Here is a 21,836-nt window from a genome sequence, read left to right as displayed (position 1 = left end):
GCTCATGCGCGCGGTCGTGACCGGGGCAGCCGGATTCATCGGCGCCCATCTGTGCGAGCACCTGTTGTCCCGCGGCGACGAGGTGATCGGCCTCGACGCCATGACGGACTTCTACGCCCCCGCACGCAAGCGGGCGAATCTCGGTCCGCTGCTGGGCCGGGACGGATTCGCCTTCCGGTGGGCCGACCTGCTGGAGGTTCCCCTGGAGCCGCTCTTCGGGGAGGCTGACGCCGTCTACCACCTCGCGGGCCAGCCCGGCGTCCGCGGATCCTGGGGCCCGGAGTTCGGCGTGTACGTGGAACGCAACGTCCTGTCGACCCAGCGCGTGCTGGAGGCGGCCCGCGCCACGGGCCTGCGCCGCCTCCTCTACGCCTCCAGTTCGTCGGTGTACGGAGACGCCGAGGCGTACCCGACCAGGGAGACCGTGCGCCCCAGCCCCGTCTCCCCGTACGGCGTGACGAAGCTTGCCGCGGAGCACCTGTGCGAGGCCTATCGTGCCGCCCTCGGTGTCCCCGTCGTCTCGCTGCGGCTGTTCAGCGTCTACGGGCCGGGGCAGCGACCCGACATGGCGTTCTCACGGCTGGTCGCGACAGCGTTCGGTGCGCGTCCGTTCCTGCTCTATGGGGACGGGGAGCAGAGCCGCGACTTCACCTTCGTCACGGATGTGGTGACCGCCATGCGCGAGGTGGTGCTCTCCTCGTGGAACGGTGTCGCCAACGTGGGTGGCGGCTGCGAGGTGACGATGAACGAGGCCATCGCCCTTTTCCGCCTGCTCGGCGCCCCGGTGCGGGTGATCCGCGTGCCGCGTCAGCCGGGTGACGCCCGCCGTACCGCGGCCGACATCACCCGCGCGCGTGAGGCGTTCGGCTACCGGCCGGCAACGGGCCTGAGAGACGGTCTCGCTGCGATGGTGACGGCCGCACGCACCGGCCGCCCGGTGCCGGCCGTCTGACCACCGGGGAGGACCTTCCGGCCGGCGGCCGTTCGGTGGTCATCCCTGTTCGGCTATGCGGAGTGCGGATCGTCATTCGTGATCTGCGTGGTCACTCCGACGTACGTGTTGCCGGACGAAGTACCGAGAGAGCCCTTGTAGTTGTAAATGGCCCACTGCATGCCGTTGAAGGTGTTGTCGTACACATTCGCGCCGATGTAGTGGTTGATGCCGACGCCGAACCTGTTCGAATTCCCGATGTCGTGGATGTCGTTCCGGTAGACGTTCAGGTTCCTCGCGGCGTTGAACGGACCGCCACTGACGCCGATGATCACGACACCGTTCGTGAGTCTGGTTCCGCTGATGTCGTTGTCGTGGATATTGATGTTGTTGGCTGCGGCGTTCTGGAAGCCGCTGTACACGATGCCCGGCAATGTACCTGTACCGGCCGTGGAACCACCGACGATCGTGTTATGGTGAACGAATACGTCGGACAGGGTCTCACTGGATGAGTTGGGTTCAAGGTCGATGGGCCCGGGCATTCCGGAACGCGAACACCTGACAAATGTGTTGGCATGCACTTCGATCCGCGTACCGGTGATGATGGAAACGCCGTTCCGGTTGAAATAGTCGGACGTGAACGTGTTGTTCGGCCCGACAGTGCAGTTCCTGGCGGAACTGCCGATGTTCACATAGACGCCGTCGCCAATGATATTGCTGAACTGGCAGTTCTTGACAACCACGTCGCTGAAGTTCCCGTGGATCCTCACGCAGTGGCGGAACTGGGACCAGGTGAGTCCCTGGTTCGCCGCGCGCCCGTCGAACCTGAGGTTGTCGATCGTGACACCCGAGCCAATCACCTTCAGGATCTCGTCGCTTTGGCTGGTCGACGCGGTGGATTTGTCGGGGAAGCGAAGGGTCGAACCGTTGCCCTGGACGTAGCAGTTGGCCGGAATCGACAGCGAAGTGACCGTATACGTCCGGCCTGCCGGGAAGACAAGACGTTTGCCGACGGCGGCGTTGGCCGCCAACTGAGGCGTGGCGTAATCCGTCACGAGGACGTCACCGCCGCTGCTGGAACGGTGTCCTGCTGCAGCCAGCAGAGGGATTGACATCAGCGCCACTATCGATCTGCGGGAAATGTGGCTGAAGCCGGATGGTATGTTCACCCGTGATCTCTGTGCTCGGTACAAAACGAAAGACTCCGTGTGCAAGGAACAATTTCAGCGGTCGGCGGCCGCTCGAGTGGCGCACTCTACCCCAAATTTACTCCATTGCCAGACTTGACATCGGAGCCTGTCCCTGGATCGATCTTTGATTCGAGCCGCGCGGTGCCGAGCCGCTGATTCCTCGGTTGGTCCGTTTACGGCGTATGTTTTATGGCGTGCGCACGTCCTCAGCGGGTCTGTGCCCCGCCGTAATAGGCCACGATCTCCGCGGCCGGCATCTCGCTCTCACGTCGGCGTCCCAGAAAGTAGTAGGCAGTGGCATCGTCCATCGCGTACTGCGCGGGCACGAGGCGGTCGAGGGCCCGCAGCCAGCACAGCAGCAGGCGCGCCACGCGGCCCGCGAAGGCGGAGCGGGTCAGGCCCCGCACCAAGTGGTCGACACTCCAGAGCAGTTGGGTTCCGGGGCCCGCGACGGGGCCGGCCGCAAGTTCGTCGAATCGTCGGAAGAGATAGCGGTGGCCGCTCGCGGTGAACCGCGTGAAGTCGTTGGGCCCGGCGTGTACTTGCTGCAGGAACGGGGTCTCCGCGTAGACGAGGCCGTCGTTCTTGAGGACCCGGTGGACCTCGGCGACGACCAGGGCCGGATCGAGCACGTGCTCCAATACGGCCTGCACCAGCACCCCGTCCACGCTCGCCGTGGGCAGCGGGATGTGATGGGCGTCCGCGATGAACTGGGTCACCGGGCTGCCGACGAGGTCGAAGCCGATGACCTGGACCCGCGGATCGCGGTAGACCACCTCCACGCCGTTGCCCACCGTCCCGCCGCCGACCACGAGCAGCGTGGGGGCGGAACCGGGAAGAGCGTGCACCAGCGCGTCGATGTTGCGGGCCGCCACCCGGTTCGCCGGCTTCCAGAGGCGGCGAACCGGGCGGGGCAGCCGGGAGATGCGGCCGAGGGGATTGTGCCGGGTGTGTCCGGCGCCGTCCGCGAAGTCCTCCCGGTGGAGCACGCTGCGCTCGAAGTCGACGAGGACCGGCCACTTGCCGATCACCGGGAAGCCGGCCGACGCGTGTTGGGGGCACTCGGGCGACGTGCAGGAGAAGACGCCGTGCGCCGCGTGCAGGGGTGACCGGCAGTGCGGGCACACCAGCAGCCGCTCGATGCGTTCCAGTCCGATCAGGGCCATTGCGCTCCTCCGTCCGTCGAGCCGTCGGCTTGACCCGGCTTCACATGAGAGGGAACATCTACGTATACGACGTAAATATACACATTCGAAGGGAGTGGCGGAATGTCGACCCGGGCTCTCGCGGCGATCACCTCTCCAATGGGCACCATCCCCGACTGGCCCGCACCGCCACCATGCACGTCGTCGGCCGACCGGCTGCCGCCGCAGCCGGTACTGCCGCGCGTCAAGGTGCTCCATGTGATCACCCGTATGCAGGGCGGTGCCGGCGGCAACACCCTGCTGTCGGCCATGGGGATGGACCCGGACCGGTACGAGATGTGGATCGCGGGCGGGCCGGGCGGTGAACTGTGGGACCGGGCCCGGGCCGCGGGGGTGCGTACGGTCGAGATCCCGGAGTTCCGCCACGTTCTCACTCCTGCGGACGTTCTCGTGCTCTGGCGGCTGATCCGGCTGGTCCGCCGCGAACGCTTCACCGTCATGCACACTCACTCCGCGAAGGGCGGCTTCCTCGGCCGGCTGGCCGCACGGCTGTGCCGCACGCCCGTGGTGGTGCACACCTTCCACGGCCTGAGCTTCCACGACCTCATGCCCGCGACCCGGCGCAGGATCTACCACGGGCTCGAACGGGTGACGAGGCGCCTCGCCCACCGCTACCTCGCCGTCGCGCCGCGCGTGGCGCGCCAGGTCGTGGAGGAGCGGCTGGCTCCCCCGGGCAGCGTCCACGTCGTGCCGTCGGCGGTGGAGCTGGCCCGCATTCCCGACGGGTTCGAACCGGCTGCACGGCGTTCGCTCGGTGTTCCGCCCGCAGTGGCGCTCATCGGCACCGTCGGGCGGATAGACACCCAGAAGGCGCCACTGGACTTCGTCCGGATGGCCGCCGCCGTCAAGGGCGTGTTCCCCGACACCGCATTCGTCATGATCGGCGACGGGCCACTGGCCGGGGACGTCCGGCGGCTGGCCACTGAACTGGGCGTCGAAATACGGCTCACCGGTTACCGCCCCGACGCCGCCGCACTCGTAGCCGGACTGGACGTCTTCGTCATCACGTCCCTGTACGAGGGACTCGGCCGCGCCCTCACGGAGGCGCTCGCGGCGGCCCGGCCGGTCGTCGCGACGGCCGTCAACGGAGTCCCCGACCTGGTGGAGCACGGTGCCACGGGCCTGCTCGTGGAACCTGACGACCGGGACGATCTCGTCCGCGCGGTCGGCTGGCTGCTCGAACACCCCCGGGAAGCCGCCGAGATGGGGCAGCAGGGACGAGACCGGGTACGCGCGGGTTTCGCACCAGAGGACATGTGCGCCCGCCTCGACGCCTGCTACCGCGAGCTGCTGGGCGTGCCGAGGACCCGGCCGACCCATACCGCTCCCACCGCCCACCGGCGCCTGACGCCCGCGGACCCCGTGGGTACCGGCACGGGCTGACCTGGACGCCCCCTACCACCCGGAGAACGCCATGCGCCTCACAGTCATCGGCACCGGATACGTCGGAGCAGTCCACGCCGCTTGCATGGCGGAGATCGGGCACGAGGTCCTCGGCGTGGACATCGACGCGGAGCGGATCGCCGCGCTCGCCGCCGGGCGGCCCCCGTTCTTCGAGCCGGGACTCGGCGCAATGCTCAAGCGGACCGTGGGCAGCGGGCGGCTGCGCTTCACCACGTCCATGGCCGAGGCCGCTCGCTTCGCCGCAACCCACTTCGTGTGCGTCGGCACCCCGCAGCGGCCCGGCTCCGGCGCCGCCGACCTGCGGCATGTCGAGTCCGCCGTGGACGGGCTGGCGTCCCACATACCGGGCAGCGGGCACGCCAGCGTCCTCGTGGCCGGCAAGTCCACCGTGCCGGTCGGTACGGCGGACCGGCTCGCCCGGCGACTGCGCGCCACCGCACCCGACGCCGACGTCGCCTGGAACCCGGAGTTCCTGCGCGAAGGGCGCGCGATCCAGGACACCCTGCGGCCGGAGCGCATAGTCGCGGGAGTCCGCACGGCGCACGCCGAGGCGCGACTGCGCGAGCTGTACGCGTCGCTGCTCGCGGCCGGCATGCCGTTCATCGCCACCGACACCGCCACCGCCGAACTGGTCAAGCTGGCATCGAACTCCTTCCTCGCCACGAAGATCTCCTTCATCAACGCCATGGCCGAGATCTGCGACGCCACCGGTGCCGACATCCTCACCCTCGCGGAGGCCGTGGGCGCGGACTCCCGGATCGGGCCCCGCTTCCTTGCCCCCGGCCTGGGCTTCGGCGGCAGCTGTCTGCCCAAGGACATCCGGGCCTTCGCCGCCCGCGCGGAGGAGCTGGGCCGCGGGGAGTCGGTGACCTTCCTCCGGGAGGTCGACGCGATCAACACCCGGCAGCGGCGGCGTACCGTCGACCTCGCCGAACGGCTGGTCGGCGGGTCCTTCACCGACCGCGGTGTCGCAGTCCTCGGCGCCGCCTTCAAACCCCGCAGCGATGACGTCCGTGACTCGCCGGCGCTCGCGGTCGCCGAGGAGGTACGGCGCCGGGGCGCCCAAGTCCGCGTCCACGACCCGGAGGCGATCGACAACGCCCGGGCGGCGTACCCGGCACTGCAGTTCGCCCTGGATGCGGCCAAGGCGTGCGAGCAGGCCGACGTGGTGCTGCACCTCACCGAGTGGCCCCAGTACCGGGAGCTCGACCCGGCCGCCCTGGCCACCGTGGTGCGCACCCCGGCCATCGTGGACGCACGCCACACCCTGGACACGGTGGCCTGGCGCGCGGCGGGCTGGACCCTGTGCGCACCCGGCCGTCCGCGGCTCGGCTGACCGGCAGGAGGATGCCATGCGTGTTGTGATCGCCGGCGGGAGCGGATTTCTGGGATCGCACCTGTGCGAGGCCATGCTTGCCAGGGGCGACACCGTATGGTGCCTGGACGACTTCTCCTCGGGCCGCGCCGCGAACATCGCCCACCTGTTGCACCTGCCGAAATTCACCTGCACACCGTGCGACGTCACGACTCGCGTCCGGGTCTTCGGGCACGTCGACGCCGTCGTCCACCTCGCGAGCCCCGCCTCGCCGGAGGACTACCAGCGCCGGCCCCTGCAGACACTGGCCACCGGCAGCCGGGGTACCGAGAACCTGCTGGAGCTGGCGGTCCGGCACGGAGCGCGCTTCGTCCTGGCGTCCACCAGCGAGGTGTACGGCGACCCCCAGGTGCACCCGCAGGACGAGGACTACTGGGGACACGTCAACCCCATCGGCCCGCGCAGCGTCTACGACGAGGCCAAGCGCTACGCCGAGGCCCTCACGATGGCCTACCGGCGCAGCCGGGGCACCGACGTCGGCATCGTGCGGATTTTCAACACGTACGGGCCCCGCATGCGGGCGCACGACGGCCGGGTGGTCTCCACCTTCATCCGGCAGGCTCTCGCCGGTGCGGCCCTCACCGTCCACGGCGACGGCAGTCAGACGCGCAGCTACTGCTACGTCGACGACCTGGTCCGCGGCCTGACCGCGATGATCGACTCACCGTGCACGGGCCCGTTCAACCTCGGCAACCCCACGGAGCGCAAGGTGCGGGAACTCGCGGAACTGGTGCTGCTGGTCACCGGATCGCGCAGCCCCGTGCGCTTGCTGCCGCTGCCCGTCGACGACCCGACCCGCCGACGCCCCGTCATCACCCGTGCTCGGGAGGACCTCAGCTGGCACCCGCTGGTGCCGCTGGAGGAAGGGCTGCGCCGCACCGTCGAGTGGTTCGCGGAGCAGCCGGAGACCCGTGTACGACCACCGCAACGATCCGCGGCCGGGCGGCCGATCTGACGACGGACGGAAGACGGAGACTGAGATGAAAGCACTCGTCCTGTGCGGCGGCGCCGGCACCCGGCTCCGTCCCATCACCCACACCTCGGCCAAGCAACTGGTCCCGGTGGCCAACAAACCCGTGCTGTTCTACGGTCTGGAGGCGATCGCCGCCGCCGGAGTCCGGCAGACCGGCATCATCGTCGGCGACACGGAACCGGAGATCCGGGCGGCCGTCGGCGACGGCTCACGCTTCGGCCTCGACGTGACCTACGTGCCCCAGGAGGCGCCGCTCGGCCTCGCCCACGCCGTGCTGATCGCCCGGGACTTCCTCGGCGACGACGACTTCGTGATGTACCTCGGCGACAACTTCATCGTCGGCGGCATCTCCGGCGTCGTCGACGACTTCCGGCGAGAGCGGCCCGACGCCCGGATCTTGCTGACCCACGTGTCCGAACCGACCGCCTTCGGCATCGCCGAACTGGACGAGGCGGGGAGGGTGGTGGGCCTCGAGGAGAAACCGCAGCACCCGAAGAGCGACCTGGCGCTGGTCGGTGTCTACCTCTTCTCCTCCGTCGTGCACGAGGCCGTACGGGCCATACGGCCGTCCCGGCGCGGCGAGTTGGAGATCACCGACGCCCTCCAGTGGCTGCTCGACCAGGATCGCGACGTGCGCGCCACGACGATCTCGGGCTACTGGAAGGACACCGGGAACGTCACCGACATGCTGGAGGTGAACCGTTCCGTCCTGGAGACGCTCGAACCGCGCATCGACGGCAGCGTCGACGGGATGAGCGAGATCATCGGGCGGGTCAGGATCGACGACGGAGCCAAGGTGTTCGGCAGCCGGATCGTGGGGCCGGCCGTCGTCGGGGCGGGCACGGTCATCGCCGACTCCTACGTCGGGCCGTTCACCTCGATCGGCGAGGACTGCCGGATCGAGGAGAGCGAGATCGAGTACTCGATCGTGCTGGGGCAGGCGTCCATCGTCGGCATGAGCCGGATCGAGGTCTCGCTGATCGGCCACCACGTCGAAGCGACGCCCGCGCCCCGTACCCCCGCCGTGCACCGGCTGGTGCTCGGCGACCACAGCAAGGTGCAGATCCCATCATGATCACGACACGTATCCTGGTCACCGGCGGAGCCGGGTTCATCGGCTCGCACTACGTCCGTACGCTGCTGGGCCCGGCCGGCCCGCCGGACGTGGCGATCACGGTGCTCGACAAGCTCACCTACGCCGGCAACCCCGCCAATCTGTACGAGGTACACGACGCGGACCGTTTTTGCTTCGTGCGCGGCGACATCTGCGACGCGCAGCTCGTCGGCAAGCTGGTCTCCCGGCACGATCAGGTGGTGCACTTCGCCGCCGAGTCGCACGTCGACCGGTCCATCCTCGGCTCGGAGGCCTTCGTCCGCACGAATATGGCGGGCACTCAGACCCTGTTGGACGCGGCCCTGCGGCACCGGCTGCGGACCTTCGTGCACATCTCGACCGACGAGGTCTACGGGTCGATCAGATCCGGGTCCTGGCCGGAGACCGACCCGCTGCGGCCCAACTCGCCCTACGCTGCCTCCAAGGCCGGCGCGGACCTGATGGCGCTGGCCCACCACCGCACCCACGGCCTGGACGTCCGGGTGACCCGGTGCTCCAACAACTACGGACCCCACCAGTTCCCCGAGAAGGTCATCCCCTTGTTCATCACCCGCCTGCTGGACGGGAGACAGGTACCGCTCTACGGCGACGGCCTGAACGTCCGCGACTGGATCCACGTCGACGACCACGTCCGGGGCATCGAACTCGTCCGGACCGGCGGCCGCCCCGGCGAGGTCTACAACATCGGCGGCGGCAACGAACTGTCCAACCGGGAACTGACCGGCCTGCTCCTGCGTGAGTGCGGCGCCGACTGGGACATGGTCACGTTCGTCGAGGACCGCAAGGGCCACGATCGCCGCTACTCGGTCGACTTCACGAAGGTTCGTGCGGAGCTCGGTTACGCACCGCGGAAGGAACTGGCCACGGGTCTCGCGGAGACCGTCGACTGGTATCGGACGCACCGCTTCTGGTGGGAGCCGCTGTGCCGACAGGGCGAAAGGCTGGCGTCATGACCTGCGAGTGGTTCGTCACTGGAGCGGACGGCATGCTGGGCCGGGAACTCGTCTCCCGCCTGAAGGCCCGCAAGGTGGACACCGTCGCCGTCGGCCATCGCCGGCTGGACATCATCGACGGCGACGCGGTGCGCGCGGCCCTGAAACAGTACCGACCCGCGGTCGTGGCGAACTGCGCCGCGTGGACGGACGTGGATGCCGCGGAGTCCCATGAGGCGGAAGCACTCGCGGTGAACGGTCACGGTCCGGCCCGGCTCGCGGAGTCCTGCCGAGCCAACGGCACGGTCCTGCTCCACGTTTCCACTGACTACGTTTTCCCCGGTGACGGAGACACACCCTACAAGGAGACGGACACCCCGGCACCGCGCACCGCCTACGGGCGGACGAAGCTCGCAGGGGAGCGGGCCGTACTGGCGACGCTCCCCGACACCGGCCACGTGGTCCGTACGGCTTGGCTGTATGGGGCGGGCGGGAACAACTTCGTCCGAGCCATGATCAGAACGGAGGCGATCCAGGACGTCCTCCACGTCGTCGACGACCAGCATGGACAGCCCACCTGGACCGGCGACGTCGCCGACCGGCTGCTCCTACTTGGGGACACGGCGCGGGCGGGTACCGCGCCGCCCGGCGTCTACCACGCGACCAATAGCGGCCAGGCGACCTGGAACCGCCTGGCGCGTGAGGTGTTCCGGTTGCTAGGTGCGGACCCGGAGCGAGTGCGCCCTACCTCCAGTGCCGCTCTGCGGCGTCCCGCGGTCCGTCCTGCTTACAGCGTGCTCGGCCACGGCCGCTGGTCGGACGCCGGCCTGCCGACGCTGCGCCATTGGTGCTATGCCCTTGTCGAGGCGTTCCCCGAGCTGCGGGCCGCCGAACGCAGGCGGTGGGCACGGCACGCCGCGTAGTCGGGCAGCAGTCCGCAGCGCCCGGCCTCGACGAGCGTGGGCGCGGCGGCGTCCTTGTCGGACAGCAGCGGGGGCCCGTCGACGGGCCAGTCGATGCCGAGCGACGCGTCAAGCGGGTGGATGCCGTGCTCGCGCTCAGGTGCGTACCCCTCGGAGCAGAGGTAGACGACGGTGCTCTCGGCACTGAGCGCCATGAAGGCGTGACCGAGGCCCTCGGAGAGGAAGACACAGCGGTGACTGTCGTCGTCGAGCCGTATGGCGTCCCACTGTCCGAAGGTGGGGGAGCCGGTACGGATGTCGGCCACGACATCGAGGACGGCACCGCGGACGCATGTCACGTACTTGGCCTGGCCTGGTGGCACGTCGGTGAAGTGGATGCCGCGTATGACACCGCGCTGGGACACGGAGCAGTTGGCCTGGGCGAGCCGCAGATCCGCACCCACGGCCTCATGGAAGGCATCGCCGTCGAACCACTCGCGAAAGGAGCCACGGCGGTCGGCGAACACCTGGGGCTCGTGAGCCCACGCTCCCTCGATTCTCAGTGGCCTCATACCGATCACTTCCACGAGGGGATGAAAAGGAGAAGCGAAGACACGCCCCACCAGGATCCAACGGCCCACCGGGCAGCGCGGACGCTCATGCGGCCGTGACCTCCAGGGCAGAAGCCGGGGCCGGAGTCCTGCCGAAGTCGCCGGCCAGTCGGCCGAGGATCCGGTCGGAGGCGCGACCGTCCCCGAAGGGGCTCGGCGCGTCTGCCATACGCCCGTACAGGTCTGGATCGTTCAGCAGTGAGGTCACCACCGTGTGCACCGAGCGGGGGTCGGTGCCGACAAGCTTGGCGGCGCCCGCCTGGATCACTTCGCGGCATTCGGTCGTGTTCCTCAGCAACAGACTCGGCTTGTCGAAGCTGGGCGCCGCTTCCTGGACTTCGCCGGAGTCGGTGAGTACGAGTTCGCAGGCGGCCAGGGTGGAGGTGAAGTCGAAGTAGTCCAGTGGTTCGGTCAAGGTGATCCGTGGATGGTTCCCCAGGGCGGGAAGGAGGGCGTCGCGGGCGGTGGGGCTCTTGTGAACCGGGACCAGTACCTCGATGTCCCGGCGTTCCGCAAGTCGCAGCAGCGCGGCGGCGATTCCCCGCGTCGTCGCCCCCCGGGTCTCCCGTCGGTGCAGGGTCACCAGTACGCCTCGCCGGTCGCTGCGGAAAGCCGATCGCCCTTCCCCTGCGTGGCGGGTCCACAGGAGATTGTCGATGGCCGTGCTGCCGCTCACCATGACCCGCGAGGCCGGAACGGACTCGGCGGTCAGTGCGGCGGCAGCACGTGGCGTGGGCGCGAAGTGCCACTGTGTCATCGCGGTGACCAGCCGCCGGTTCAGCTCCTCGGAGAAGGCATTGCCTGGGATGCCGCTGCGTAGACCCGCTTCTGCATGGGCCACCGGAATTTGTTCGTAGAAGGCGGCGAGGGTCCCGCACAGCGTGGTGTTCGTGTCTCCCTGCGCCATGACGAGATCTGGCCGCTCATCGCGGATCACCGCACCCAGTCCCTTGATCAGACGGTCGGTGAGTGCGGACGGTTGCCGGCCCTCCCGTATCGCGGCAAGGTCATGGGTCACGGTGAGCCGGAGCCTGCGCAGCATTTGTTCGAGCAGTTCCCGGTGCCGGCCGGTGCTGATCACGACGGGTGAGAACAGCGGCGAGTTCTCCATGGCCCTGATGACCGGTGCCATCTTGATGGCTTCGGGCCTGGTGCCGAGAACGACCGCCACGTGCAGCGCGTGGCCAGGCGCGCCGCCGGATTCTGCGGCCTTCGGATGGGGGGAGCCTGTTGTCAGCATGTGATCACGGCATTAGGGATATGTCGAAAGACCTTGCGTCTGCGCCGTACGTTTACAATGCATACATACACTTTGATACCATTTGGGCACCTCGTCAAGCAGTGGGATCGGGCAGACGCCGGACTCCCCCCGACGTGAGAGTCCTCGTTTGACCGTGCCACGCCATAGGAACAAAGTGGTACATATGGCGCAATGGTTCCGAGGTCGCGACCACCCCTTCCAGCGCATGTGTCATCGCATTCCACGGAGGCGGCGACCGCCGCCCTCCGGCGGACGGCGAACCACAGCCACGACACCCTCGCCGGAGTCGCCCGAAGCACCCACCCCCGATCCGGCCGCAGCGCCCTCGCCGAAGTCGCCCGACGCACACGCGCCGGAGGCGGTCGTAGTACCCGCCCTGAGCCTGGCCAAGGCAACCGGGCCGGAGCCAGCCACATCACGCGCACGGGAGCCGACGTCCCCGACGCGCGCCACGGAGCCCGCGACGGCCAGCCGGCCCCAGCTCCGTCGGATGGCCCTCTACGTCCTGTGCGTCATCCCCCCCACCGTCATCTACCTCACCGTCCCCTCCCGCCACACCACAAGCTGGGCCCTCATCGGCCTCGGCTCAGTAGCCGCAATCCTCGTCGGCGTGCACCGCAACCGCCCCGCCCACCGCTGGCCGTGGCTCCTCCTCGCCGCAGCCAACCTCGCCTTGACCGGCGGTGACACCGCCTACAACATCCTCGAGGCCGCCTTCGACGAGCAGAACCCGTTCCCCTCCCTGGCGGACGTCTTCTATCTCTCCACCTATCCGCTGTTCGCCGCCGGGATCTTCGGGATCATCCACTTCCGCTTCCCGGCCCGCGACCGCGCCGGCCTGCTCGACGCGCTGATCCTCACCTCCGGCCTCGCGCTGCTCTCCTGGGTGCACCTGATCAACCCGATTGCACAAGCCGAGGGCCAGACCTGGCTCCAACGCGCAATCTCGGTGGCGTACCCGCTCGGCGATGTGCTGATCCTGGCCATGCTCGTCGGACTGCTCAGCCTCGGCGGGATCCGAGAACGCTCGGTGCAACTGCTGACTGTCGGGACGATCGGCATCCTCGTGTCCGACGTGCTGTACGGGGTGCTCCAGTTGCGGGGCACCTGGCAGGTCGGTACGCCCATGGACCTGGGCTGGGTGGTCTTCTTCACCGCCTGGGGGCTGGCGGCCCTGCATCCGTCCATGGTGCGGCTGACCGAGCCGATGGCCCAGCCCGGACTTGGCAGCACCAAGGGGCGGCTCGCCGCCCTCGCCGGCGCCTCGCTGATCGCGCCCGCCATGCTGCTGGCCCAGTCCCTGCGCGGGCATGCCCATGATGTCCCGGTCACCGCGGTCTTCTCCGGAGTGATGTTCCTGTTCGTGCTGGCCCGGCTGTGGGGTCTGGTCGACGAACACCGCAAGGCCGTCGCGCGCGAACGGAGTCTGCGCGTGGCGGCGGTGTCGCTGGTCGCGGCCGTCAGTCCCGAGGAGGTGGCCGGCGCAGTCAAGGCGGCGGCAGCCACCCTCTTCGGACACGGCCAGGAGGCCGCCCACGCGGCGGTGCTGCTGGTCTTCGACCGGAACCGGTCCTCACTGCTTCCCGTGGGTTCCCCAGAACCCCGATACACCTGGTCCCTCGACGGCGGCCGTCCCGGGGAGAGCCCTTCGGAGCTGCTGGCCCGGGGCCCCAGTCTCATCGACGTCGGCGATCTCGGCCTCGAGGTCGCCGATGCCCTCGCGCCGTCCTCCGCCGCGCTCCTGTGCCCGTTGCGACTCGAGGTCTCCGGCGCGCAGGAGCCGTTGATCGGCGCGCTGCTCCTGGCGGGCCCCGTGAAGAGGCTCCAGGAGCTGTCGGGCCCTGCGGAGTCGCTGGCCGCGCAGGCCGCGCTGGCGCTGGCCCGGGTCGGGCTCAACGAGGAGATCAACCGCCGCAAGAGCGAGGCGTACTTCCGCACCCTCGTGCACAACACCTCCGACGTCATCCTGATCGTCGACGACGACAACACCGTCCGGTACGCCAGCCCTTCGGCGGCCGACACGTTCGGGCGTGAACTGCACGCGAGCACCCCGCTGGCCCAGCTGGTGGCCCCGCGGGACCACGAGCGCGCCCTGCACACGCTGGGGCGCGCCCGGGCCGGGGAAAGCCAGGACAACGGCCTGGACATCCGCGACGACTGGCAGGTCGTACGAGGCGGGGACGGGCGCCTCGACGTCGAGGTCCGGTGCCGGAACCTGCGTCACGAGCAGACCGTGCACGGGGTCGTCCTCACCCTGCGGGACGTGACCGAGCAACGACAGCTCGAACGCGAACTCGTCCACCGGGCCTTCCACGATTCGCTGACCGGACTGCCCAACCGGGTCCTGCTACTGGAGCGCATCGAACGTGCCCTGCTGCGCGGCCGCCGGGATGCCGGTCTCACCTGCGTGCTCTTCGTCGACCTCGACGACTTCAAGGTCGTCAACGACATGATGGGCCACTCGGTCGGCGACGAACTGCTGGTCGCCGTGGCGCAGCGGCTGACCGCCGCGCTGCGGCTCAGCGACACCGCGGCCCGGCTGGGGGGCGACGAGTTCGCCATCCTCATGGAGGGCGCCAGGGATCCGGCCGACGCCGAGGTGCTTGCCGAACAGATCGTTCGGGCCGTGGGCTGCCCGTTCCGGCTCGTCAGCGGATCCACCAGCGTCTCCGCCTGCGTCGGGGTGGCGATCGCGCACCCCGGCGACGAGGCCGAGGATCTTCTCGGTCACGCCGACCTCGCGCTGTACGCGGCGAAGACCGCGGGAAAGCGGCAGTGGCAGCGCTACCGTCCCGACCTGCACACCGGCATGGCGGAACGCCACGAACTGCGGGCCTCTCTGGCCGGCGCGATCACCAAGCATTCCTTCGCCATGCGCTACCAGCCGATCGTGGAGATCGTCACCGGCAACGTCGTCGGTTTCGAGGCGCTGATCCGCTGGCCGCACAGCAGACGCGGACTGGTGCCGCCGGACCAGTTCATCAACCTGGCCGAGGAGACCGGGCACATCATGCCGCTCGGCGCCTGGGTGCTGGAGCGTGCCGCCGCCGACGTCGCCCGCTGGCAGCAGCTTCGGCCAAGGCCCGAACCCCTCTGTCTCAACGTCAATGTGTCGGCCCGTCAGTTCCGGGACGCCGGATTCGTGGACGAGGTCCGCCACGTCCTCGAGAGCTCGGGTCTGGCCCCGGGCTCGCTGGTCCTGGAACTCACCGAGTCGGTGCTCGTACGGCGCGATGAACAGATCCGCGCCGCCATGGGCACTCTGAAGGAGCTCGGGGTCTCCCTCGCCATCGACGACTTCGGCACCGGTTTCTCCTCGCTCAGCTATTTGCGCGAGTTCCCCATCGACGTACTCAAGGTGGACAAGTCCTTCATCGACGACATCGTCACCGACGGCCAGCAGGTCGCCCTGGTCGAGGGCATCGTGCGCATCGCCGACGTACTCGGTCTCCAGGTGATCGCCGAGGGTATCGAGAACGACGGGCAGCGCGATCTGCTGGGGGCCATGGGCTGCCGCAACGGGCAGGGCTATCTGTTCGCCCGGCCGATGGCGGCGGCCGAGGCACAGCGGTTCCTGATGGTGAACCAGGAACGGCAGTTCACCGGACGGCAGTCCTCGCCCGTGCCGCGCGGCAGCCGCCGCTCTTCCCGGTCCGCAGCCGCGGCCCGTCGGACGCAGCACTGGGAGGAACTCGCGCGGCTGCGCAGAGAGAGCCGGATGTGCGACGCGGTGATCGACGAGGTACGCGGCCGACGCATCCGCAGCGGCGACCACTGGCTGACCGACTTCGCTTCCTGCAACTACCTGGGCTTCGACCTCGACCCCGAGATCATGGACGCCATCGAGCCGTACGTGCGCCGCTGGGGCACCCACCCCAGCTGGTCCCGGCTGATCGGCAACCCCCGCCTGTATCCGCAGATCGAGGCGCGGCTGGCCGATCTGCTGGGCGCCCCCGACGTTCTCCTCCTCCCGACGATCACCCTGATCCACGCGTCGGTGATCCCGGTGCTCGCGGCCGGCCGGAGCGGCGGTGGCCATGTCTTCGTCGAGGCGCGGGCCCACCGCACCATGTACGACGGCTGTCTGGTGGCTCAGGAACAGGGGGCGACGGTACGCCGCTTCCACGCGGACCGCCCCGACGAACTGAGCCGGCTGCTGCGTGCGGCTCCCGTCGGCGCCCCCAGACTGGTCTGCGCCGACGGCGTCAACAGCATGACCGGCAACCTCCCCGATCTCCCCGAGCTGCTCCGCGTCTGCCGCCGCGAGGGCGCACTGCTCTATGTCGACGACGCCCACGGCTTCGGAGTGATCGGGGAGCGCGGCGCCGCCGAAACCTCCCCGTACGGCATGCGCGGCAACTGCGTCGTACGGCACTTCGGTGAGTCGTACGACGACATCGTCCTGGTCGGCGGCTTCTCCAAGGCGTACTCGTCCCTGCTGGCCTTCGTCACCGCGCCGCCCGCCCTCAAGGCGCACCTGAAGGTCGCCGCCGGGCCCTACCTCAACTCCGGACCCTCCCCGACCGCCTCGCTCGCCACCGCGCTCGTGGGTCTTGACGTCAACGAGCGCCGGGGCGACGCCATCCGGGCCGATCTGCACCGCAAGACCGCACGGGTCCTGGACCATGCACGCGGCCTGGGCCTGGCCATGTCGAACATGAACGGACTGCCCATCATCGAGATCCCGCTCGGCGAGGAGGCCGACCTCACGGCCGTCGGTGAGTATCTGTGGGACAACGGCGTCTACGTCACGCTCGCCGCATATCCACTGGTGCCGCGCGACCAGGCCGGCTTCCGGATCCAGATCACAGCGCGGAACACCGATGACGAGATCGACCGCCTCAACGACGTACTGACCTCGGTGGCCGAGCGATTCCCCGTGAAGCGGACCGCTGCGGCAGGGGGGCCGCCATGGCCGTGAGGGCCCACGGACGCGGGAAACCCGGCGCACCCACGCACCGGCGCAACGCGGACGCCGACTGGGACCGCTGGCCCGTGGACGCCTACCTCGACGAGAACTACCGCAGGATCCACCCCTCCGACGCGGCGGTCATCCGGCACCAAGCCGGCCTGTACCGGACGCTGGCGCCGGGAAGCGTCGCCCGCTCCCTGGAGTGCGGTGCCGGACCCAACCTCTACCCCCTCATGCAGGCCGCCGCGGCCAGCCGCCGTATCGACGCCGTGGAGCCCGGAGCGAGCAACATCGCCTATCTCACACGGCAGTTGCGGGACGGCCCGGACCCGCACTGGGCGGCCTTCTACGCCCTGTGCCGGGACCTCGACCCTGCCCTGCCCGCCCGGCTCTCCGACGCCCTGGCCCGGGTACGGGTCGTGCCGGGCAGCGCCCGCACCCTGCCGGACGGGGTCTACGACCTGGCATCGATGAACTTCGTAGCCGAAAGCGTCACCGAGGACCTGGGTGAATTCGCCGCCCTGTGCCGTGCGTTCATCCGCTCCGTCCGCCCGGGCGGACGGCTCGTCGCCGCCTTCATGGAGAACATGCCCAGCTATCGCATCGCCTCCGGGACACGCTGGCCGGCCTGCCCAGTGGGCGCGGACACCGTCCACGACGCCTTCGCCCCGTACACGGAGGACTTGCGGGTCACGCGCGCACGCAAGGACCCCACGCTTCCCGACTACGGGGACACCGGGATGGTGCTGCTGCGCGCCGTACGGCGTGAGGCCGCCTGAACTCCTCGATCGCGCAGCGGTCCCCGGCAGCGCGGACAATCTCCGCCGGCGGAGTGTCGGCGGGCGCGTGCACCAGGTAGGAGGCTCGTTCGCCGCGCCGTCCCCTGCGGGGCGGATCTTCCAGGCATGCTCCGACAGGATCGCCGAGAGGGCGCGACGAACGCTGTCAGCGCGATCCCGTCGGCTGGGCGAGGCGGCGGGCGGGCAAGGTGGCGGTGGGTATCGGGAGGGTGTCGTGCGGGGTGCGGCGGAGGTGCCGTACGTACTGCTCTCGGGGTATGAGAACGCAACCCAGGCCGCGGATGTGCGGGTTGTCCCGCTGCGCGTCCAGCAGCTCGCCGCCGGCCTGTGCGAAGCGCGCCGCGAGGTCGGCCACCGCGACCTTGGAGGCACCGGGACGGTGGAAGAACATCGAGTCCATGCTGAAGACCGATCCGACCTGGATGCCGAAGACGCCGCCGATGAGATCGCCGTCCTCGCCGTCCTCCCACACCTCGACGCTGTGCGCATGACCCAGTTCGTGCAGGCGGACCAGGCTCGCGATCAGCTCGTCGGTGAGCCACAGGGGGACGCGGCCGGCCCGGCATTCGCGGACCACCGCCTCGAACCGCCGGTCCAGACTGGTCGACCACGACAGCCGGTTGCGCAGCCGCCGGGCGAAGCTACGACTGAGGTGGGGGGCCGAGACGGGCAGTACCGGCCTGGGGTCGGGCGACCACCAGGAGACGGCGTAGGGATCGGCCGATTCCTCGCCCACGAGCCGGATACGGCCTTCCTGGACCTGATCGGCGAAGACCACCTCGTTGATGGCGCGGGCGTAATCGTCCGATGCCGGGAACGGATAGACCCCGGCGCGGTACGCCGCCAGGAGGCCGGCGGGCCTGAGGTCGGCGCCGAAGGCGACCGGAGCATCGGGCGCCGCTTCCAGCACGTCCAGCGCCTCCCAGCAAGGGCATCGGCTCACCACCATGCCGCTCCCTGCTCTTCGCTCTTCACCGGCGGGACGTCGTGGGCCTGTTGGAGGAAGTCGATGTGACGGTCCATCATCTCCGCGTCCACCGGCGGAATGTCGATCGCTGCGTCCACCAGCGCCCGTTCCGCGTTGCCGCGGGTGAACTCCGGGAAAACGCCCTGGAAGTACATCTCGCTCACGGTGATGTCGGCGCGGGCGCACCGGTCGACGAAGAGCGGGACGAACGGGGTGATCGCGTCGGTGGGATGCCCGGCCGCGTACGTCACCAGAGCGGTGATCCATTCGGCGTATGGGATTTCCTGGACCGGGTGACCCCGCCGGCGCAGCTGCTCGGCGAGCGAATTCAGCAGCGTGGGACGGGGATTGGTGAGGTGGTAGACCTCGCCGCGAGCGGGATGGCGGGTGGAGATGTGCCCGATGGAGCGGGCGAGGTGGTCGGCCGGCAGGAAGTCCAGCGTCAGCGGGACGTCGGGGCACAGCCCGGTCCGCGCGATGAAGTCGAAGAGGGCGGCCAGCTCGCTGCTGGTGTTCATCACGCCGGTTCCGCTGGGGCCCGTGATGTCCATGAGGCGGTACACGGCGACCGGCAGGCCCGCGGCGGACGCCTTCCGCAGCAGCGCCTCGGCGACCCATTTGGTCTCCACGTATCCCACTGACAGATACTCGGGGAAGCGCAGCGGCGTGTCCTCCGTCACCTCGCGCACCCCGGCCGGCCCGAATCCGGCGAGCACCGCCATGCTTGAGGTGAAGTGGACGGGGACGGCCCGGTCGGCGGCGAGGCGGATGATCTCGTATGTTCCGTCGACGTTGGCCGCGCGCAACTCGTGGTATGGGTAGATGAAGTTGACCTGGCCGCCGAAGTGGTAGACGGCGTCGATGACCGATCCCAGCTCCTCGAACCGGCGAGGAGACAGCCCCAGCCCGGGCTTGCCCAGGTCGCCGACGACCGGCTGGACACGCTCGCTGGACAGATCGCTGAGGACGTACCGCTGGTGGCTCGCGCGGATCCGCTCCATGCCGTGCTGCTCGTCGGAGGCCCTGACCAGGCAGAGGATCCGTCCCGTCGTCCTGCGCAGCAGTTCGTCGATCATGTACGCGCCGCAGAACCCCGTCGCCCCGGTGAGGAGGACGTCGCCGGGGTGCCGGGGATCCGGAGCCGGCGCATCATGGCCCACTGCCGGAACACGCCGGTCGGTTTCGGCGGCGAAGTCGACGCTCCCGCCGTCCGGGTGGGCCAGTGCTCCGGCCCGTGCCTGGCGCACGGACTCGGCGAACGCGGCGAGCGTCGGATACCGCAGCAGTGAACGGGCCAGGTCGCGGATCTGTGTGATGCCGATGCCGAACACGACGCGGGTCCGCGCGAGCATCTCCATGGCCAGCAGCGAGTTGCCGCCGAGTTCGAAGAAGTCGTCGTGCGGACGGACGTAGTCCACATCCAGGATCTGGCCCCACAACTGGGCCATCCCCTGCGGCACCGGATGGTCGTCGGCGCGCGATGTCGGCGCCGCGGTCACGGGTTCCGGCACGGCCTTGCGGTCGAGCTTTCCGCCGGGCGTGACGGGAAGCCGCTCCACCGCGTGGAAGGCTGCCGGGATCATGTAGCCCGGAAGGACCTCGGCGAGTTTCGACCGCAGCCGTGCGCGCAGCACCGCAACGTCGCCGGCCGGCGACAAGGCCGGCGTGAAGTACGCGACGAGTTCCCGGTCGCGGCTTGCACGCGTCCGGGACACCACCATTGCCTGGCCGATCTCCGGCAGGGAGACGAGCGCGGCCTCGACCTCGGCCGGGTCGACCCGGAACCCGCGGATCTTCATCTGGTCGTCGGCCCGGCCAAGGACTTCCAGGTTTCCGTCCGAGCGCCGGCGCCCCAGATCCCCGGTGCGATACATCCGGTCCCCCGGCGCGGAGCTGTGCGGGTCGGGAAGGAACTGCTGTGCGGTCAGGGCGGGTTGCCGCCAGACACCGCGCGCAAGACCCGGGCCGCCGAGGTAGATCTCGCCGCGCTCGCCCGGCGGCACCGGGCGCAGTTCAGCGTCGAGCACGTGGACGCGATTGCCCTCAAAGGGCCTGCCGATCGGGGCGACGGCGGTGTCCGGCGCGGCGAGCACTTCCTCGTTCAGGTCGCAGAGCGTGGAGGTGATGGTGGTCTCGGTGAGCCCGTAGGCGTTGACGAGCCGCGCGCCGGGGATCCGGTGCAGAATGTCGCGGCAGTCCTTCGCGGTGATGATCTCGCCGCCGACGATGACGAGCCTCAGCGATGCGAGGCCCTCGTCGCGGTCCGGGACGGATACGATCCGATGCCAGTAGGCGGGGGTCAGGTCGGCGACGGTGATCCCGTGCTCCGGGAGGCGGTGCAGCAGGTCGGTGGGTGCCCACGTATGTGCTCCCGCGAGTACCAGCGTCGCGCCGCTGATCAGCGTTGCGAAGATCTGCTCCAGCGAGGTGTCGAAGCCGAGCGCGGCGGCGTGCAGCACCCGGTCGCCGGGGGCCAGTTCGTATGCGCGGGCCACCGTGGTGAGGGAGTGGGACAGCGACCGGTGGGTGATCATCACACCCTTGGGAGGTCCGGTGGATCCGGAGGTGTAGATCACGTAGGCGAGGTCGTCCGGCCGGGGGCCGTGTGCCGGCCGCGGTCCCTTCGGCGGCGTCTGCGTGGCCGGTTCCCAGGCGTGGACGATCCGCGCCTCGCATCCGGCGAACATCGGGGCGTGCTCGCGGCTCGAGACGATGAGGTGCGAGCCGGTCTCCCCGATCAGTCCGGCAATCCGTTGCCGCGGAGTCGCCGGGTCGAGGGGCAGGAACGCGCCGCCGGAGCTCAGCACCGCCAACAGCGCGACGACCAGATCGGGCACACGGTCGAGGCACACGGCCACGACGGACTCCGCGCCGACGCCCGACTCCCGCAGCTGATGGGCAAGCCGGTCGGCGCGGCCGGTCAGCTCGGCGTAGCTGAGCCGGCCCTCGTTCGAGAGCACCGCGAGAGCGGACGGCTCACGCCGAGCCTGCTTCCGAACCAGCTCAGGCACGGTGCTCGGCCAGGATTCCGGGCGCCGCCGCTCGGCACGGGCGCTCGCGGGCCGCATGTCGGTCCACAGGCGGTCGACCAGACTCCCGCACCACCCGGCGGACTCAGGTCCGCCGATCCGACGCCACCCGGCAGGAATCCGCCGATCGGTGGGCCAAATCGCGTACTGCTCCTCGTCGTTGCACAGCACGACGCACAGCGCAGTCGACTCCGTCGGCGGGTGCTTGCGTTCCGTCAGCATGGGTCTCC

The 21,836-nt window shown here is 69.6% G+C and carries 15 protein-coding genes and 1 pseudogene; 9 read left to right on the top strand and 7 right to left on the bottom strand.

Going from position 1 to position 21,836, the window contains the following annotated elements:
• The first annotated feature begins 4 nt into the window (after positions 1-4).
• Entirely contained in the window at positions 5-952 is a 948-nt protein-coding gene (locus tag G6048_RS02575; RefSeq protein ID WP_165337748.1) for an NAD-dependent epimerase/dehydratase family protein, read from the top strand.
• Between the two features lie 53 nt (positions 953-1,005).
• On the opposite strand, the gene G6048_RS02570 is transcribed toward G6048_RS02575, so the two are convergent.
• Both G6048_RS02570 and G6048_RS02565 read right to left on the bottom strand, forming a co-directional pair.
• Positions 1,006-2,046: a hypothetical protein gene (locus G6048_RS02570; RefSeq protein WP_165337747.1), complete on the bottom strand. Its 1,041-nt coding sequence runs from the start codon at positions 2,044-2,046 to the stop codon at positions 1,006-1,008.
• A 281-nt stretch (positions 2,047-2,327) separates the two neighbouring features.
• Positions 2,328-3,287 carry a class I SAM-dependent methyltransferase gene (locus G6048_RS02565; protein WP_165337746.1) on the bottom strand — a complete coding sequence of 320 codons (960 nt, stop codon included), beginning with the start codon at positions 3,285-3,287 and terminating at the stop codon, positions 2,328-2,330.
• Positions 3,288-3,389: 102 nt separating this feature from the next.
• Here G6048_RS02565 and G6048_RS02560 point away from each other — a divergent pair, with 102 nt between their 5' ends.
• From G6048_RS02560 to rfbD, 6 genes are read left to right on the top strand one after another with little or no spacing between them, the layout of a single operon-like run.
• Positions 3,390-4,709 carry a glycosyltransferase family 4 protein gene (locus G6048_RS02560; protein ID WP_165337745.1) on the top strand — a complete coding sequence of 440 codons (1,320 nt, stop codon included), beginning with the start codon at positions 3,390-3,392 and terminating at the stop codon, positions 4,707-4,709.
• 31 nt (positions 4,710-4,740) lie between these two features.
• Entirely contained in the window at positions 4,741-6,066 is a 1,326-nt protein-coding gene (locus G6048_RS02555; RefSeq protein WP_165337744.1) for a UDP-glucose dehydrogenase family protein, read from the top strand.
• Between the two features lie 16 nt (positions 6,067-6,082).
• The gene (locus G6048_RS02550) at positions 6,083-7,060 is read left to right on the top strand and encodes a UDP-glucuronic acid decarboxylase family protein (RefSeq protein WP_165337743.1); all 978 of its coding nucleotides are present in this window, start codon (positions 6,083-6,085) and stop codon (positions 7,058-7,060) included.
• Between the two features lie 25 nt (positions 7,061-7,085).
• Positions 7,086-8,153 carry a glucose-1-phosphate thymidylyltransferase gene (locus tag G6048_RS02545; protein WP_165337742.1) on the top strand — a complete coding sequence of 356 codons (1,068 nt, stop codon included), beginning with the start codon at positions 7,086-7,088 and terminating at the stop codon, positions 8,151-8,153.
• Positions 8,150-9,145, top strand: a complete 996-nt coding sequence (gene rfbB, locus G6048_RS02540) for a dTDP-glucose 4,6-dehydratase (protein WP_206341081.1) — start codon at positions 8,150-8,152, stop codon at positions 9,143-9,145. The genes G6048_RS02545 and rfbB overlap by 4 nt, the downstream gene beginning before the upstream one ends.
• The gene (gene rfbD, locus G6048_RS02535; RefSeq protein WP_165337741.1) at positions 9,142-10,047 is read left to right on the top strand and encodes a dTDP-4-dehydrorhamnose reductase; all 906 of its coding nucleotides are present in this window, start codon (positions 9,142-9,144) and stop codon (positions 10,045-10,047) included. Before rfbB ends, rfbD begins: the two co-directional genes overlap by 4 nt.
• On the opposite strand, the gene rfbC is transcribed toward rfbD, so the two are convergent.
• Together rfbC and wecB are read right to left on the bottom strand one after the other, a co-directional pair.
• Entirely contained in the window at positions 9,975-10,598 is a 624-nt protein-coding gene (gene rfbC / locus G6048_RS02530) for a dTDP-4-dehydrorhamnose 3,5-epimerase (protein WP_165337740.1), read from the bottom strand. The genes rfbD and rfbC overlap by 73 nt on opposite strands.
• Positions 10,599-10,683: 85 nt before the next feature.
• On the bottom strand, positions 10,684-11,877 hold the full coding sequence (wecB, locus tag G6048_RS02525) for a non-hydrolyzing UDP-N-acetylglucosamine 2-epimerase (protein WP_165337739.1): 1,194 nt from the start codon (positions 11,875-11,877) through the stop codon (positions 10,684-10,686).
• A 511-nt stretch (positions 11,878-12,388) separates the two neighbouring features.
• On the opposite strand from wecB, the gene G6048_RS02520 reads away from it, so the two are divergent.
• The gene (locus tag G6048_RS02520; protein WP_165337738.1) at positions 12,389-16,819 is read left to right on the top strand and encodes an aminotransferase class I/II-fold pyridoxal phosphate-dependent enzyme; all 4,431 of its coding nucleotides are present in this window, start codon (positions 12,389-12,391) and stop codon (positions 16,817-16,819) included.
• The gene (locus G6048_RS02515) at positions 16,810-17,589 is read left to right on the top strand and encodes a class I SAM-dependent methyltransferase (protein ID WP_165337737.1); all 780 of its coding nucleotides are present in this window, start codon (positions 16,810-16,812) and stop codon (positions 17,587-17,589) included. The genes G6048_RS02520 and G6048_RS02515 overlap by 10 nt, the downstream gene beginning before the upstream one ends.
• A gap of 1 nt (position 17,590) precedes the next feature.
• Here G6048_RS02515 and G6048_RS52195 read toward each other — a convergent pair.
• The 3 genes and pseudogenes from G6048_RS52195 to G6048_RS02505 all read right to left on the bottom strand — a co-directional run.
• Positions 17,591-17,745 (bottom strand): annotated as a pseudogene (locus tag G6048_RS52195) (IS701 family transposase); the annotation flags it as partial.
• A 10-nt stretch (positions 17,746-17,755) separates the two neighbouring features.
• Complete coding sequence (locus tag G6048_RS02510; protein WP_206341080.1) at positions 17,756-18,559, bottom strand: leucyl/phenylalanyl-tRNA--protein transferase; 804 nt, start codon at positions 18,557-18,559, stop codon at positions 17,756-17,758.
• Positions 18,550-21,828 (bottom strand): amino acid adenylation domain-containing protein, encoded by a 3,279-nt coding sequence (locus G6048_RS02505; RefSeq protein WP_165337736.1) that lies wholly within the window; start codon positions 21,826-21,828, stop codon positions 18,550-18,552. Before G6048_RS02505 ends, G6048_RS02510 begins: the two co-directional genes overlap by 10 nt.
• Between the last annotated feature and the right edge of the window lie 8 nt (positions 21,829-21,836).

The sequence above is a fragment of the Streptomyces ureilyticus genome (assembly GCF_011045025.1).
Lineage (GTDB): Bacteria > Actinomycetota > Actinomycetes > Streptomycetales > Streptomycetaceae > Streptomyces > Streptomyces ureilyticus.
This window is presented reverse-complemented; position numbering and strand designations above follow the sequence as displayed.

What these genes read in the sequence shown, in the direction of transcription:
- G6048_RS02575 (WP_165337748.1), top strand. Translation starts at nt 5, where the DNA reads ATGCGCGCGGTCGTGACCGGGGCAGCCGGATTCATCGGCGCCCATCTG.
- G6048_RS02570 (WP_165337747.1), bottom strand. Translation starts at nt 2,046, where the DNA reads ATGTCAATCCCTCTGCTGGCTGCAGCAGGACACCGTTCCAGCAGCGGC.
- G6048_RS02565 (WP_165337746.1), bottom strand. Translation starts at nt 3,287, where the DNA reads ATGGCCCTGATCGGACTGGAACGCATCGAGCGGCTGCTGGTGTGCCCG.
- G6048_RS02560 (WP_165337745.1), top strand. Translation starts at nt 3,390, where the DNA reads ATGTCGACCCGGGCTCTCGCGGCGATCACCTCTCCAATGGGCACCATC.
- G6048_RS02555 (WP_165337744.1), top strand. Translation starts at nt 4,741, where the DNA reads ATGCGCCTCACAGTCATCGGCACCGGATACGTCGGAGCAGTCCACGCC.
- G6048_RS02550 (WP_165337743.1), top strand. Translation starts at nt 6,083, where the DNA reads ATGCGTGTTGTGATCGCCGGCGGGAGCGGATTTCTGGGATCGCACCTG.
- G6048_RS02545 (WP_165337742.1), top strand. Translation starts at nt 7,086, where the DNA reads ATGAAAGCACTCGTCCTGTGCGGCGGCGCCGGCACCCGGCTCCGTCCC.
- rfbB (WP_206341081.1), top strand. Translation starts at nt 8,150, where the DNA reads ATGATCACGACACGTATCCTGGTCACCGGCGGAGCCGGGTTCATCGGC.
- rfbD (WP_165337741.1), top strand. Translation starts at nt 9,142, where the DNA reads ATGACCTGCGAGTGGTTCGTCACTGGAGCGGACGGCATGCTGGGCCGG.
- rfbC (WP_165337740.1), bottom strand. Translation starts at nt 10,598, where the DNA reads ATGAGGCCACTGAGAATCGAGGGAGCGTGGGCTCACGAGCCCCAGGTG.
- wecB (WP_165337739.1), bottom strand. Translation starts at nt 11,877, where the DNA reads ATGCTGACAACAGGCTCCCCCCATCCGAAGGCCGCAGAATCCGGCGGC.
- G6048_RS02520 (WP_165337738.1), top strand. Translation starts at nt 12,389, where the DNA reads ATGGCCCTCTACGTCCTGTGCGTCATCCCCCCCACCGTCATCTACCTC.
- G6048_RS02515 (WP_165337737.1), top strand. Translation starts at nt 16,810, where the DNA reads ATGGCCGTGAGGGCCCACGGACGCGGGAAACCCGGCGCACCCACGCAC.
- G6048_RS02510 (WP_206341080.1), bottom strand. Translation starts at nt 18,559, where the DNA reads ATGGTGGTGAGCCGATGCCCTTGCTGGGAGGCGCTGGACGTGCTGGAA.
- G6048_RS02505 (WP_165337736.1), bottom strand. Translation starts at nt 21,828, where the DNA reads ATGCTGACGGAACGCAAGCACCCGCCGACGGAGTCGACTGCGCTGTGC.